14 protein-coding genes are annotated in these 14,124 nt (G+C 71.6%); 6 read left to right on the top strand and 8 right to left on the bottom strand.

The window, feature by feature from the left end; all coding sequences use genetic code 11:
• Positions 1-341: integrase core domain-containing protein (locus BMY74_RS27040; RefSeq protein WP_143091718.1), on the top strand; the 341-nt coding region annotated here is incomplete at its 5' end.
• Here BMY74_RS27040 and BMY74_RS27035 read toward each other — a convergent pair.
• From BMY74_RS27035 to BMY74_RS27005, 7 genes are all read right to left on the bottom strand, one after another.
• Positions 338-1,105 (bottom strand): alpha/beta hydrolase, encoded by a 768-nt coding sequence (locus tag BMY74_RS27035; protein WP_089920872.1) that lies wholly within the window; start codon positions 1,103-1,105, stop codon positions 338-340. The genes BMY74_RS27040 and BMY74_RS27035 overlap by 4 nt on opposite strands.
• Positions 1,106-1,224: 119 nt before the next feature.
• Complete coding sequence (locus tag BMY74_RS27030) at positions 1,225-1,971, bottom strand: dienelactone hydrolase family protein (protein ID WP_089920871.1); 747 nt, start codon at positions 1,969-1,971, stop codon at positions 1,225-1,227.
• A gap of 22 nt (positions 1,972-1,993) precedes the next feature.
• Positions 1,994-2,962 carry a PP2C family protein-serine/threonine phosphatase gene (locus BMY74_RS27025; protein ID WP_089920870.1) on the bottom strand — a complete coding sequence of 323 codons (969 nt, stop codon included), beginning with the start codon at positions 2,960-2,962 and terminating at the stop codon, positions 1,994-1,996.
• Positions 2,962-5,088, bottom strand: a complete 2,127-nt coding sequence (locus BMY74_RS27020; RefSeq protein WP_089920869.1) for a serine/threonine-protein kinase — start codon at positions 5,086-5,088, stop codon at positions 2,962-2,964. The genes BMY74_RS27025 and BMY74_RS27020 overlap by 1 nt, the downstream gene beginning before the upstream one ends.
• A 13-nt stretch (positions 5,089-5,101) precedes the next feature.
• Positions 5,102-6,058 (bottom strand): glutamate ABC transporter substrate-binding protein, encoded by a 957-nt coding sequence (locus BMY74_RS27015; RefSeq protein ID WP_245786384.1) that lies wholly within the window; start codon positions 6,056-6,058, stop codon positions 5,102-5,104.
• Positions 6,055-7,296, bottom strand: coding sequence for a hypothetical protein (locus tag BMY74_RS27010; RefSeq protein ID WP_089920867.1), 1,242 nt, complete (start codon positions 7,294-7,296; stop codon positions 6,055-6,057). The genes BMY74_RS27015 and BMY74_RS27010 overlap by 4 nt, the downstream gene beginning before the upstream one ends.
• Positions 7,297-7,391: 95 nt before the next feature.
• Positions 7,392-8,165: a TetR/AcrR family transcriptional regulator gene (locus BMY74_RS27005; RefSeq protein WP_425434861.1), complete on the bottom strand. Its 774-nt coding sequence runs from the start codon at positions 8,163-8,165 to the stop codon at positions 7,392-7,394.
• 35 nt (positions 8,166-8,200) lie between these two features.
• On the opposite strand from BMY74_RS27005, the gene BMY74_RS27000 reads away from it, so the two are divergent.
• Genes BMY74_RS27000 through BMY74_RS26980 form a run of 5 tightly spaced genes read left to right on the top strand, consistent with a single transcriptional unit; the run spans position 8,201 to position 13,150 of the window.
• On the top strand, positions 8,201-10,522 hold the full coding sequence (locus BMY74_RS27000; RefSeq protein WP_089920866.1) for a DEAD/DEAH box helicase: 2,322 nt from the start codon (positions 8,201-8,203) through the stop codon (positions 10,520-10,522).
• Positions 10,519-11,277 (top strand): SWIM zinc finger family protein, encoded by a 759-nt coding sequence (locus tag BMY74_RS26995; RefSeq protein WP_089920865.1) that lies wholly within the window; start codon positions 10,519-10,521, stop codon positions 11,275-11,277. Before BMY74_RS27000 ends, BMY74_RS26995 begins: the two co-directional genes overlap by 4 nt.
• A gap of 17 nt (positions 11,278-11,294) precedes the next feature.
• Positions 11,295-11,813: a sugar O-acetyltransferase gene (locus BMY74_RS26990; RefSeq protein WP_425434862.1), complete on the top strand. Its 519-nt coding sequence runs from the start codon at positions 11,295-11,297 to the stop codon at positions 11,811-11,813.
• Positions 11,803-12,414: a DUF2238 domain-containing protein gene (locus tag BMY74_RS26985; protein ID WP_245786383.1), complete on the top strand. Its 612-nt coding sequence runs from the start codon at positions 11,803-11,805 to the stop codon at positions 12,412-12,414. The genes BMY74_RS26990 and BMY74_RS26985 overlap by 11 nt, the downstream gene beginning before the upstream one ends.
• Complete coding sequence (locus BMY74_RS26980; protein WP_245786382.1) at positions 12,395-13,150, top strand: DUF3626 domain-containing protein; 756 nt, start codon at positions 12,395-12,397, stop codon at positions 13,148-13,150. The genes BMY74_RS26985 and BMY74_RS26980 overlap by 20 nt, the downstream gene beginning before the upstream one ends.
• On the opposite strand, the gene BMY74_RS26975 is transcribed toward BMY74_RS26980, so the two are convergent.
• Positions 13,138-14,106 (bottom strand): helix-turn-helix transcriptional regulator, encoded by a 969-nt coding sequence (locus tag BMY74_RS26975; RefSeq protein ID WP_089920862.1) that lies wholly within the window; start codon positions 14,104-14,106, stop codon positions 13,138-13,140. The genes BMY74_RS26980 and BMY74_RS26975 overlap by 13 nt on opposite strands.
• Between the last annotated feature and the right edge of the window lie 18 nt (positions 14,107-14,124).

The following is a 14,124-nucleotide window of genomic DNA, read 5'->3' as shown; positions in this document are numbered from 1 at the left end:
CACAACTGTTCTTCACCACCCACGGCATCACCGTCGAACGAGTACTCACCGACAACGGCTCCTGCTACAAGTCCCGACTCTGGCGAGACACCCTCACCACAGCCGGGATCACCCACAAACGCACCCGCCCCTACCGGCCGCAGACCAACGGCAAAGTCGAGCGGTTCAACCGCACACTGCTCGACGAATGGGCCTACCAACGGCCCTACACCAGCAACACCGAACGCACCCAGGCCCTGGCAGACTTCCTGCACACCTACAACCACCACCGCAGCCACACCGCGCTCGGCGGCCACCCACCCATCAGCCGAATCAACAACCCTGCGGGTCAATACACCTAGCTGACCGACACGATCGCGTCGACCACCCGCGGCCCCGAGTTCAGCACCTCGTCGTTGTGGTCCGCGTCCGCGATCTCGACCAGCGTCGCCCGCGCCGCCGTCGCCACCTCGCGGCTCTGCGCGGGCGGTACGACCGAGTCCCGCGTGCCCAGCACCACCACGGTCGGGACGTCCACAGCGGACACCCGCTCCACCACCGGGTACTTGTCCTGCAGCAACATCCGCACCGGCAGCCACGGGTAGTGGTGCGAGCCCACCGCCGCCAGCGACGTGAACGGCGACCGCAGCACCAAGCCCTTCGGCGCTCGGAACGTCGCGAGCTCCGCCGCCACCGCCGCCCCCAGCGACTCGCCGAAGTACACGACCGGCCCGTCGATCAGGTCCAGCGCCGCCCGCGCGTCGTAGGTCAGGCCCTCCTCCGACGGCGTGCCCGGGTTGCCGCCGTAGCCGCGGTAGTCGAACAACAGCACCGACAACCCGCGCGCCGTCAGCCCCCGCGCGAGCGACAGCCGCCCGGACCGGTTGCCGCCGTTGCCCGGGAACACGATGACCGTCGCGGGTGCCTCAGGCAGTTCGAAGTGCCAGCCGTCGAGCATCAGACCGTCCGCCGTGACCAGCCGGACGTCACGGCCACCGGGCATCGCCTCGTCCGCCGAGGGCAGCGGGCCGGGTTCGGGGAAGTACACGAGCTTGCGCTGGAAGGTGAAGACCACGGCGACGATGGTGACAACCACCGCCACCGCGATCAACACCGCCCTGCGCATGAGGCCATCCCATCAGGGTTCGGCGGGCGAGGCGACCGCCGCGAAGACAACCGGCGCTGGTGCACCGCCGCCCGGAGCGACCGGCGCGAAGACCGGCGCCGCGGCCTTCTGACCGGGTCTCAGAGCGTGCGCGAGAACAGCGCCAGCAGCTCCGTCCAGTGACGCTCCGCGGCTTCCTCGTCGTAGGCGGCGGTGTCGGCCTGCGTGTAGCCGTGGTGCGCGCCCGCGTACACCTCGCACCGGTGCGTCACCCCGGCCTCGGTCAGCGCCTTCTCCAGGCGTTCGACCTGCTCCGGCGGCATGGCGGCGTCCTGGTCGGCGTGCGCGAAGTACAGCTCCGCCGTGACCTTCCCTGCCAGCAGGTGCGGGCTGTCGTCCGCCTCCGACGCCAGGTACGCGCCGTGGAACCCGGCCGCGGCCGCCACCCGGTCCGGGTAGGTGCCCGCCGTGCGCAACGCCAGGCCCGCGCCCATGCAGTAGCCCGTGATGCCCACCGGGCCGTCCGTCGTGAGCGGCGAATCGGCCAGGAAACGCAGGTACGCGCCGGCGTCGTTCATCAACGCCTCCGGCGTCAGCGACCGCATCAGCGGCCCGATCTTCTCGAACAGGCCGGGGCGCGCCGCCGGGTCGATGAACTCCGGCAGGTCGAACACCGGTGAGCGGCCCGCGCGGTAGAAGACGTTGGGCACCAGCACCACGTAGCCGGCCTCGGCGAGGCGGTCGGCCATCTTCTCCAGGTGCGGGCGCAGGCCGAAGGCGTCCATGTAGAACAGGACCGCGGGGAACGGGCCGTCGCCGTCGGGACGCGCCAGGTAGGCGTCCGCGGTGCCGTCCTCGGTGGTCACGTCCACGGTGGTGCCGGGCATCAACAGGGTCCTTCCGGATCGACTACGACGCCGGTGCGAACGGCACCAGCACGACGGTGATGTTGTCGTGACCGCCCGCGTCCAGCGCGACCTTCACGAACTCCTCCGGCCCGCACGGCAGCAGCGGCTGCAGGTCCTCGGGCTCGGGCTTGTAGTTGTGCAGGCCGTCCGAGCAGAGCAGGAACACGCCGGGCGAGGTCGGCTGCAGCGTCACGACCTGCGGCACCACCTGGCCCGCGTCCGCGCCGATCCACCGCGACAGCACGTGCGCGCGGCGGTCCGTGCGGGCCTGCTCCTCGGTCAGCACGCCCTCGGCGACCAGCTGCGCCGCCCACGTGTCGTCCGCGGTGAGCTGCTTCGAGCCCTCGTCCGACAGCCAGTAGGCGCGCGAGTCGCCGACCCAGCCGATCGTCACCGACGACTCCGTGACCAGAGCGGAGACGAACGTGCACGACGGGGCGACGCCCCGGCCGCCCGGTTCCAGCGGCTCGTCCTCCACCAGCTTCTCCACGGCGGAGCAGGACGCGGCGACCGCGTCCACCATCGCCTGCTCGGGGTCCGCCGTGTCGATCAGGGCGTTGAGCAGCACGTCCACGGCGGCGTCGGCGGCGGCCTGCGAGGCCTGCTCGGCGCGTTCGGAGGAGGCCACGCCGTCGCAGACGACGGCGGCGACACCCTTGCCCGCGACGTGGCCGAACGCCATCGAGTCCTCGTTGCGGGCCCGCCGCTTGCCCCGGTCGCTCACCCCGGACACCGCGCCGAGCGCGTACTCGACCCGGTCACGCGCCGACGGCTGGTGCCGGCCGCACTGGGTGCAGTAGTCCTCGTCATCGATGTCCGGCGACCCGCACAGGATGCACGAGGCCTGCGCGGGACCGGTCGGTCCGCCCAGCGGCGTGCGGCGGACCAGCAGGTTGCGTCCGCACGCCTCGCAGAACCGGTCCTCCGCCGCGACGGGCGCGAAGCACTCCGGGCACTTCAGGGTGTCCATCAAACCAACGTCCTAGGCCTTACCGCGTTCGCGCGGTCCACCAATGCGATCCGTTCCTCCGGCGTGGCCGCGAACCGGGCCAGCGTGCGGTAGCGACGCTCCAGACCCAGCCGAAGTTCGTGTTCGGAGAGTGCACAGTCCAGCACCTGGCCCTCGGCGGCCTGATTGCGGGTCACGTAGTGGTACGCCGCCTCCAGCACCTCCGCCGACAGCTGCGTGCGCGAATGCACGTCGATGTCCAAGGCGCGCAACCGTTCCCCGGCCGCGACGAGGTCCTCGGCGCCGCAGTCGCCGAGCTGCGCGCGCACCGCCGCGATCTGCGCCGGCAGATGTTGTGACGAGGTGTCCGGGACCGACAGCAGCACCTCGACGGCCCGCGCCCGGTCCCCGCACTCGAGCAGCACGCGCGCCAGCCCGAACGCCGCCGACACGTACGCGTGGTCGGTGTGCCACACCAGCTCGTACCAGCCGACCGCGCCCTTGAGGTCGCCGACGGCCTCCGCGCACACGCCCAGCGCGAGCTTGGGCGCGGCCTCGCCCGGGACCGCCGAGCAGACGGCGTCGAAGAACCCCAGCGCGTCCTGCGCCCGTCCGTCGACCAGCGCCGCGAGACCCCGGTACCAGTCGGAACGCCAGTCCTCCGCGGGGTCGAGCTCCGGCTCGTCGAACATCGACGGCGCCGTCAGCGCCCCCAGCTCGAGCAGCGCCGCCTCGGTGTCGCCGGACTCGATCAGCACCCGCACGATCCGCAGCCGCACCTCCACCGTCAGCTCCGGGGCCTTGCGCAGGCCCGCCGGGTCCGACGTCGTCGCCGTCGCGAGCCACGACGCCGCGGCGTCCGAGGTGTTCACCGACGGCGCGGGCAGCGCGACCGCGACCTCCCGCAGGTCCAGGGCACCCTCCACGCCGAACCGGCGGCGTTCCGGCGTGAACTGCCGCGACAGGCCCGGCCGCGGCACGCCGTCCTCGATCGCCAGCACCTCGCGCAGCACCCCGGTGAGCTGCTCGGCCATGTCCTCGGCCGAGCAGAACCGCAGCTCCGGGTTCGGGTTCGTCGCGCGCAGCAGCAGCCGGTGGAACGAGGTGAACCGGCCCAGCAGCGGCTCCTCGTCCACCGTCGGCAGCCGGTCCTTGAGCTTGCCGCGGAAGTCGAACGGGAAGCTCATCACCGCCAGCGCGCGCCCGACCGTGTAGATGTCGGAGAACACCGACGGCCCGATCGTGCCGATCTCCGGCGCCTGGTAGCCGACCGTGCCGTAGATGGGGGAGTGGTGGTCGTCGATGCGCCGCACCGCGCCCAGGTCGATCAGCTTGAGCTGCTCCTCGGTGTGGATCATGTTGTCGGGCTTGAAGTCGCAGTACAGCAGGCCCACGCCGTGCAGGTAGCCGACCGCGGGCAGGATCTCCAGCACGTAGGCGATGGCCTGCGCGAGCGGCAGCGCCTCGTCGCCGCGGCCCTCCCGGCGCCGGTGGGTGATCATGTCCTTGATCGACTCGCCGCCGACGTACTCCATCACGATGTACTCGACGAGCTTCTCACTCACGCGGCTCTCGTGCCGGATGAAGTTGTGGATCTTCACGATGTTCGGGTGCTCGACCTCGGCGAGGAACCGCCGCTCCGCGAGCGCGGCCGCCATCGCGTCGGCGTCACCCGAGTCGAGCAGGCCTTTCAGCACCACCCACCGGTCGCTCACCGCGTGGTCCAGCGCCAGGTACAGCCAGCCCAGGCCACCGTGCGCCAGGCACCCCAGCACCTCGTACTGGTCGTGCAGCACCTCACCCGGTTCGAGCTTCGGCGTGAACGAGTAGGCGTGCCCGCACTGCGGGCAGAACCCCTCCACCCGGCCCTGCTTGCCGTCCTTGGCCCGCCCGACCTTCTTGCCGCACTTCGAGCAGAACCGCTTCGCCTCCGGGACCTCGGGGTTCTCCAGCACCGCGGTCTTCGGGTCGCGGTAGGGGATCCGGGGCACCTCGACCAGGCCCGCGCCGAGCCGGCCGCGGCTCATCGACCGCGCACTGCCGCGGCGCGCCCGTGCCGACGCCGACCGCGTCACCTCCTGCGACGCCGACCAGGGCGCGGTGCCCGGCGCCGTCGACGGCCCTGTCTCCGTCAACTCGTCACTCATCGAGGCCCCCCTTTCAGTCCCGATAACGCGCGACCGGCGGCGTCGGTGCCGGACCCAGCGGTGTCAGCCACCGCAGGTAGATCCCGCGCCACGTGCCGTCGGTGCGCATCCGCTCCAGCACGCCGTTGACGAACCGGACGAGGTCCTCCTGGCCCTTCGGGACCCCCACCCCGTAGGACTCGTCGGTGAACCGCGACCCCACCACCTCGGTGTACGGGTCCTGCGCCGCGAGGCCCGCGAGGATCGTGTCGTCGGTCGAGATCGCGTCGGTCTGCCCTTGTTGCAGCATCACCAGGCAGTCCGTCCAGTTCGGCACGCTCACCGTCGTCTTCGCCCTGTTCACGACGTTGTTGAGCGACGTCGACCCCGACGCCACGCACACCCGCTTGTCCGCGAGGCCCTCCACACCGGTGATCCCGGAGTTGCGGCGTACCAGCACCCGTTGCCCGGCCTGGTAGTAGACCTGCGAGAAGTCGACGTCCTCGAGCCGGTCGCACGTGATCGTCATCGTGCGGACCACGACGTCGACCGCGCCGCTCTGCAGCATGGGGATCCGCTCGGCCGCCGTCACGACCTTGAACTGCACCTTCTTCTCGTCGCCGAACACGGCCTTGGCGATCTGCCGCGCCACGTCCACGTCGAAGCCCTCGATCTCGCCGGTGAACGAGTTGCGGAACCCCATCAGGTAGGAGTTCTGGTCCACCCCGGCGATCAGGCGGCCGCGTTGCGCGATCCTCGCCATCGTGGAGCCGTCCGGCATCTGCCCGGGCTGGGGCAGCGCGCCGGGCCGCAGGCTCGCCGTCGCGTCGCACGAGGGCGGCGGGTTCGCCTGGCTGCTCGGCGCCGCCGACACCGTGCTCGCGTTCGCCGGCTGCGGGGCCGGGGCCGATCGCGGCACGACCTCGCTGGGCGCCGGTCCCGACGCACACGCCCCGAGCAGCAGCACCGCTGCCAGCGCCAGTCGCCTCACCTGTACTCCTTGAGCCGCTGCCACAACCCCATCGCCGCACCCGCCGCACCGACCACCGCGAGCACCAGCACCCCGACCGCCGTGCCCGACAGCGACACCCGCGCCACCGCCACCTCGTCGCTGAAGTCCTGCCGCGCCTCGCCGATCCCGCGCACCAGCGCCTGGTCCAGCGAGTCGAAGTACGGGCTTCCGATCAACGACACCGCCTCGGTGTACTGCCCGGCGTCGTCGGCCTCGCGGATGCGCTGGTGCACCTGCTGCCACTGCCGGAACTGCTTCATCGCCTCGTCGACCGCCGCGGTGTCGTCGAGCTTGCTCGCCTGGTCCAGCAGCCCTTCCAGCCGTTCGGACACCTCGACGAAGTTCTTCTCGTACGTCTGCCCCGCACCGCGCGCGACCAGCGTCAGCGTCTCCTCGCCGCGCGCCGTGAGCGTCGCGATCCGCGCCTGCGCCAGCACGTCGACCTTCTGCGACGCCGCCCGCGAGTCCGCCACGTCGTTCATGACCAGCACCGACACCGTCGTCATCCACAGCAACGACAGCGCCGCCGCCCCCGTGGCCACGAGCAGGCCGACGTTGAGCAGCCGGTTCGTCTTGCGCGTCAGGTACCGCTGGGTGAGCACCAGCGCGATCACGAACGCCAGCGCCACCGCCACCGAGCCCCACGGGAAGCTCGCCTCGTCCTGCGCCCGCGCCACCCGGTCGGTCTCCGCCCGGTACAGCTCCTGCGCCGCCGGCAGCAGCTGCGTGCGCATCAACCCCGACGCCTCACGCAGGTACGCGGCGCCCACGGGGAAGCCCTGCCGGTTGTTCGTGCGCGCCGTCTCGATCAGCCCCGTGTACACCGGCAGCTGCGCGGCCAGCGTCGCCGTCAGCTCGGGCGAGGTGGCCGTCGCCACCGACAGCGCGGCCTGCGCCTGCGCGACGTCGGCCTCGTAGCGTTCCCGCAGCTCGGAGGGCTCCAGGCCGCCCGAGAGGAACGCGCTCGCCGCCGTCGCGTCGGCGTCCTGCAACGCCCGGTAGACCTCCTGCGCCGCGTGCGCCAGGGGCTCCGACCGCGTCGCCAGGTCCTCGAGCGCCCGCTCCTGCCGGTTCACGCTCCACGTCGTCAGCCAGCCGCTCGCCAGGCTCGCCACGACCAGCACCACGACGATCAGGCTGAGCCGTCCCGGCGTCGACCGCGCCAGACCGGTGACGCGGCGCACCAGCGCCTGCCGCGGCTGCGAGTCGACCACCACGAGCGAGCCTCCCGAACGGCGAGTTGATCGGCGTGGCGTAACTGTAGGCACCTCAGTGACACCGCGTCGGAATTAACGACCCATCCCGTGAGACGTCACTCAGGAGTTACACCCCCGCGTGACGCGACCAGCCGCGCCACCCCGTCCAGGATCATCTCCAGCCCGAACTCGAACGAGTGCTCCGGGCTGAACGCGCTGTGGTGGGCCTCCCCGACGGCGGCGCCCACCCGTGCGGCGACGGGGAAGCGGGCCGGGTCGAACACCGTCATCAGCACCGGCGCGGCCGCGTCCCACCACTGCTGGTCCGTCAGCCCGGTCTCCTTCTCGGTCACCGCGGCCGCCGTGAGGTCGCGCGCCGAGTTCTGCACGTGCCCGAGCACCAGGTTGAGCACCGAGTCCATCTCCACGTCCGAGAGCCCCACGCCCTCCAGGCCGCGCAGCTCGAAGTCGTACTTCGCCGCCACCTGCGGGCCCAGCACCGTGCGGGCCGGCGCGACCTGCAACAACCACGGGTGCCGCCGGTACAGCGCCAGGTTCTCCCGCGCCACGTACGTCAGATGCGCCCGCCAGCCCTGCGCGGGCTCCCGGCCCGTGACCGCCTGCACCGTGTCGACCATGACGTCGATCAGCTCGCCCTTGCCCGGCACGTAGGTGTAGAGCGACATCGTCCCCACGCCCAGCGCCTCGGCCACGCGCCGCATCGACAGCGCCTTGAGCCCGTCGGCGTCGGCCAGGGTGATGCCCGCCTGCACGATGCGGTCCACGCTCAGGTCCGGCTTGCCCTTGCGCGACACGCGCTCCTGGGTGCGCCACAGCAACGCCAGCGTCCGCGCCGGGTCACCGCTGCCCGTGTGTTCGATCACGAGCACGACACTACCGTACCGTATGGTGTACGGTACAAAGTATGTTCGCGCCCGCCGATCCGCCCCGCTTCGGCCAGTTCGACGGAAAACCCCTGATCGAGGCGTTGCCGGAGGTGCTGGCGAGCGACGGCTACTGGTCTGTGGCGGCCGCGACCGCGCTCACCCTCGTCGCGCGGGGCCGCATCGTGCCCGGCGTGACGGCCGCGGGCCACGACACCTGGCGCGTCGGGCCCCTCGACCACGCCGACGAGCTGCACCTGCGCCAGCTCGCCGCCCACGACGACTACGACCGGCTCCGCGCGTTCCTCGACGCCGTCGCCGACACCCTGCCCCGCACCGGCACCGGGCCGTTCGCGGGCACCGAGGCCTGCGACGTCTCCGCGCTCAAGGCGTGGGCCGACGAGCAGATCACGATCTCCCTGCGCATCGAGACCACCGACGACCTGCGGTTCCGCGGCATCGTGCAGGTCCGCGCCGTCACCGACCCCTACCCGCGCGACGTGCGCGGGTCCGGCCGCGAGCTCGACGCCATCCGCGCGATCAGCCGTGTCGACTGGCCGCCGCTGCAACGCCTGCTCGACTCCGCCGAGCTCGCCGACGGCGAGGTCAGCGAACTGCTCGCCACCGACATCGAGGTCCACTGGCCGCGCGAGCTCACCACCGGCCTGTCCGCGAAGGCCGTCATCGGCGAGCCCAGCGGCACGTTCCAGGCAAGCGACCTGCTCGCGTTCGACTGGCGGCTCGCCCTCGGCGGCCAGGAGCTGACCCAGGCCGAGATGGACCTCGTCGCCGAGGCGTCCCGGCCGGTCGTCAAGCTGCGCGACCAGTGGGTGCTCGTCGACCCCGCTCTCAAGAAGAAGGCCCGGCAGAAACTCAAACCGCTGACCGCCGCGCAGGCCGTCACCGCCGCCCTCACCGGCGTCGCCATCATCGACGGCGAACGCGCCGAGGTCGCCCCGCACGGCCTCACCGCCGCGATCACCACCGTGCCCGAGTTCCCCCAGCCCGCCGCGCTGCAGGCCCGGCTGCGCGACTACCAGCTGCACGGCCTGCGCTGGCTCGCCCACATGACGAGCCTCGGCCTCGGCGCCTGCCTCGCCGACGACATGGGTCTCGGCAAGACCATCACCCTCATCGCCCTGCACCTGCACCGCGCCGACCCGCGGCCCACGCTCGTCGTCTGCCCTGCCTCGCTGCTGGGCAACTGGGAACGCGAGATCCGCCGCTTCGCCCCCGGCACACCCGTCACCCGCTACCACGGTCCACAACGGACCCTGCCGTCCGACGGCGTCGTGCTCACCACCTACGGCACCATGCGCCTGGACGCCGAGGCGTTGCGCGGCCACGACTGGGGCATGGTCGTCGCCGACGAGGCCCAGCACGTCAAGAACCCGCACTCCGGCACCGCCAAGGCACTGCGCTCCATTCCGAGCGGCGCGCGCGTCGCGCTGTCCGGCACACCCGTGGAGAACTCGCTGTCGGAGCTGTGGGCCGTGCTGGACTGGACGACACCGGGCCTGCTCGGCACGCACCGCGCGTTCCGCACCCGCTGGCCCGAACCTGACGACACCCTCGCCAAGGTCGTCCGCCCGTTCCTGCTGCGCCGCCGCAAGACCGACCCCGGCGTCGCCCCCGAACTGCCCGCCAAGACCGAGACCGACCGCTACGTCTCGCTGTCGGTCGAGCAGGCCGCGCTCTACGAGGCGCTGACCCGCGAAATCCTCGACCAGATCGCGCACTCCGACGGCATCGCCCGCCGCGGGCTCGTGCTGAAACTGCTCACCGGCCTCAAGCAGATCTGCAACCACCCGTCGCACTACCTCGGCCACGACACGCTGCAGGGCACCTCCGGCAAGCTCGACCTGCTCGACGAACTCCTCGACACGATCGTCGCCGAGGACGGCTCCGCGCTGATCTTCACCCAGTACGTCGGCATGGCCCGGCTGCTGGAGCGCCACATCGAGCAGCCCACCCGGTTCCTGCACGGCGGCACCCCCGTGCCGCAGCGCGAGCAGATGGTCGACGACTTCCAGAACGGCCGCGCGCCCGTGTTCCTGCTGTCCCTCAAGGCCGCCGGGACCGGACTCAACCTCACCCGCGCCGACCACGTGATCCACTTCGACCGCTGGTGGAACCCCGCCGTCGAGGACCAGGCCACCGACCGCGCCTACCGCATCGGCCAGACCAGGCCCGTCCAGGTGCACAAGCTCGTCACCGAGGGCACCGTCGAGGAACGCATCGCCGCGCTCCTGCAGAGCAAGCGCGACCTCGCCGACGCCGTCCTGCACGGGGGAGAGGCCGCCTTCACCGAGCTCACCGACGCCGAACTCGCCGAACTCGTCCAGCTCAGGAGCGCGCAATGACCGCCCGCGGATACGCCGCGTTCCCCAAGGTGAAGCGCCGCATCGCCACCTCGTGGTGGGGCAAGGCCTGGGACAAGGCTCTCAAGGACACCGCGCTCGACTCCGGCATGCTCAAGCTCGGCCGCCGCTACGCCCACGCCGGCGTCGTCGGCCCCATCACCGTCAGCCCCGGCCGCCTGCACGCGCAGGTCCACGACGACGACACCGTCCACAGCACCACCGTCAGCGTCCCGGTGCTCACGGAGGTCCAATGGGGACGGTTCCTCGACCGCGTCGCCGAGAACTCCGCGCACATCGCCGCGTTGCTGGACAACGACATGCCGCGCGACCTCGTGCTCGCCGCCGAGGAGTCCGGAGTGGACCTGCTGCCCGGCATCGGCGACCTCGAACCCGACTGCGACTGCGACGGCTGGGAACTGCCGTGCCGCCACGCCGCCGCGCTCGCCTTCCAGGTCGGCTGGCTGCTCGACGCCGACCCGTTCGTCCTGCTGCTGCTCAAGGGAAAACCGGAACAGGAACTCCTCGACGCCCTGCGCGAGCGCGTCGCCGGCCCCGTCGGCACCAGAACACCTGTGGTGGTTTCGCACGAAGAAGCAGGTCAGTTGCCTGATCGTCCGCTGCTTCCCACCACCACACCTGTGGTGCTCGCGGTGGAGCCGCCACCCGGTTTCGAGGCCGCGGAACTCGTGGCGCTGATGGAGATCGCCGCGTCCCGCGCCCGCGCGCTGCTGCGTTCGGGCTCTCTCGAAGGGTGATCACCGAGAAGCAGAAGATGATGACCGGCCTGCTGTACAAGGACTCCGACCCCGAACTGGTCGCCGAACGGCAGCGCGCCCAGGCGTTGGTGGACGAGTTCAACGCCACCCGCTCCGGCGAGGTCATCACGAAGCTCTTCGGCTCGATCGGCGAAGGCTCGTGGGTCATGCCGCGGTTGCAGTGCGACTACGGCTACCAGATCCACCTGGGCTCCAACAGCTTCCTCAACTACGACGCCATCCTCATGGACTGCGCCACCATCACCATCGGCGACGACGTCTCCATCGGACCCCGCGCCCAGCTGCTCACCGCCCTGCACCCGATCGAGGACCACGAGGCCCGCCGGCAGCGCTTCGAGTCCGCCGCGCCGATCGTGATCGGCGACAACGTGTGGCTCGGCGGTGGTGTCATCGTCTGCGCCGGTGTCACGATCGGCGAGAACTCGGTCATCGGAGCCGGTAGCGTCGTCACGCGCGACATCCCGCCGCGCGTACTCGCCGTCGGCAATCCCTGCAAGGTGGTCCGTGAGCTCTAAGACGCACATCGAGCCGTTTGTCCTGCTCGGACTGACGGTGGTGGCGCTGGTCGCCTCGGGCATCGGCCCGTACGACCGCGCCACCTGGTACCTCGAGGTCGCCCCCGTCGTGATCGGCGGCGTGCTGCTGGCCGCGACCTACCGGCGGTTCCGGCTGACACCGCTGCTGTACCGGCTGATCTTCCTGCACGCCCTGGTGCTGCTGCTGGGCGGCCACTACACCTACGCCCGCGTGCCGGCCGGGTTCTGGGTGCAGGACTGGCTCGACCTCGCGCGCAACCACTACGACCGGTTCGCCCACTTCGCGCAGGGCTTCGTGCCCGCGGTCCTCGCCCGCGAAATCCTGCTGCGGCGCTCCCCGCTGCGGCCGGGCGGCTGGCTGTTCTTCCTCGTCGTGTGCGTGTGCCTGGCGTTCAGCGCGACCTACGAGCTCGGCGAGTGGCTCGCGGCAGTGCTCGGCGGATCGGCCGCGGACGAGTTCCTCGGGACCCAGGGCGACGTGTGGGACACCCAGTGGGACATGTTCATGGCACTGCTCGGGGCCCTGGCGGCGCAGCTGGCGCTGACACGCGTGCACGACCGTGAGCTCGCGCGTGTTTGAGCAGGCCATCGCGCACGTCGACGGCCTCTCGGCGGGTGATCCGCTGCCGCGCGATCTCCGCGTGACGCTGAACTTCCACCCCGGCCGCGGTGTGCTCGACAGCCTCGTGCGCGACGGCGTCTACCGCTCCCAGTTCGAGACCGGCACCAGCAACGGCGGACTCGGTGGCGCGCGCCGGGACTGGGAGAGCCGCCTGTTCGGCGGCGCCTACGACCACGCGGCACCCGCGGACCGGCCGAAGTACGGCGCGCTCAACCACCGCCGGCTGGTGTGCGGCGCCGCCCCGAGGTTCGGCTCGGCGCACCTGCGGCTCCGCGAGGACGTGCTCGACCGCACGACGTTCTGCTACCCGGACAGCGTCTTCGAACCGGTCGACTTCGGCACCGCCCGGCACTTCTCGCTGACCGAGGACGAGAGCCTGGACTTCCTCGACAACTACGTCGAGGCCCACGTCCACGGTCCCGTCACCCTCGACGACGTCGAAGCCCTCGTGCTCGACCCGAGCCACCCTCCGGTCGACCTGCCGTGCCCGGTCGAACGCCACCCCGGCTTCCGGCTGTCCACACAGGACCTGCTGCGCCACCCCGGCTACCGCACACCCGAGTCCGTCGAGCTGGGACTGCGGCTGGCCCGCGACGGCGTCATCACCCCGGACCTGCTCGAGCACAGCGACGCGGACCCGCAGGTCGTCAAACACCTGTGGCACCACCTCGCGCGGTTCGGTCACCCCAGGTAGATCGACGCCAGCCGCCGCACCGCCGCCGTCACCTGCTCCCGGAGCTCGGCGGGGTGCAGCACCTCGACCTCACCGCCCAGCCGCAACAACATCCCGGTCGCGTGACCCAGCGACTCGATCGGGATCGTCACCCGGAAACCGCCGCCGTCGTCCACAACGGACTCCTCCGCCGCCTTCGCCACCACCGGCAGCACGTGCGACGCGAACGACTCCCAGCCGCGCTCCGACAACCTGATCACCGCCTCGCCGGTGTACTGCCGCGACTGGAAGTCCTCCAGCGACTCCGCCCAGTGCGCCGCCAGGTCGAACCCCTCCGGCCTGGTGAACGACTCCTCCAGCACCGCGGCCGTCTGGATCTGCGCCACCCGGTACGTGGAGATCCGCGACGACCCCTGCGCCACCAGGTACCAGCGCCCCGCCTTCAGCACGAGCCCCAGCGGCCGCAGCACCCGCGTCACGTCCTCGGGCGAACGCCACCGCCGGTAGCTGACCTCCAGCAACCGCTCCCGCCACACCGCGTCCGCCACCAGCCCCAGCAACGGCGAGCGCTCCGGGTCGTAGTACCAGGCGGGCGCGTCGAGGTGGAACCGCGTCGCCATTCGCGAGGCCCGGTCCCGCATCGGCGACGGCAACGCCGCCATCAGCTTGAGCTGCGCGGCCGACACCGCGTCCCCGAGCCCCAGGTCCGCGGCCGGCCCCGGCAGCCCGGCCAGGAACAACGACTCGGCCTCCTGTTCGGTCAGGCCCGTCAGCCGCGTGCGGTAGCCGTCGAGCAGCTGGTAGCCGCCGGACGGGCCCGCGTCCCCGTACAGCGGCACGCCGGCCGCGTGCAGCGACTCGACGTCGCGGTAGATGGTGCGGACCGAGACCTCCAGCTCGTCGGCCAGCGCCTGCGCGGTCATCCGCCCCTTGGTCTGGAGGAGCAGCAGCAAGGACACCAACCGGCTCGCGCGCACGCGGACACACTGCCACAA

Origin of the sequence: Lentzea albida (assembly GCF_900111005.1) — a bacterium.
GTDB lineage: Bacteria > Actinomycetota > Actinomycetes > Mycobacteriales > Pseudonocardiaceae > Lentzea > Lentzea albida.
Note: the sequence above shows the minus strand (reverse complement) of the source record. Positions and strands in the feature narration are given on the sequence as shown.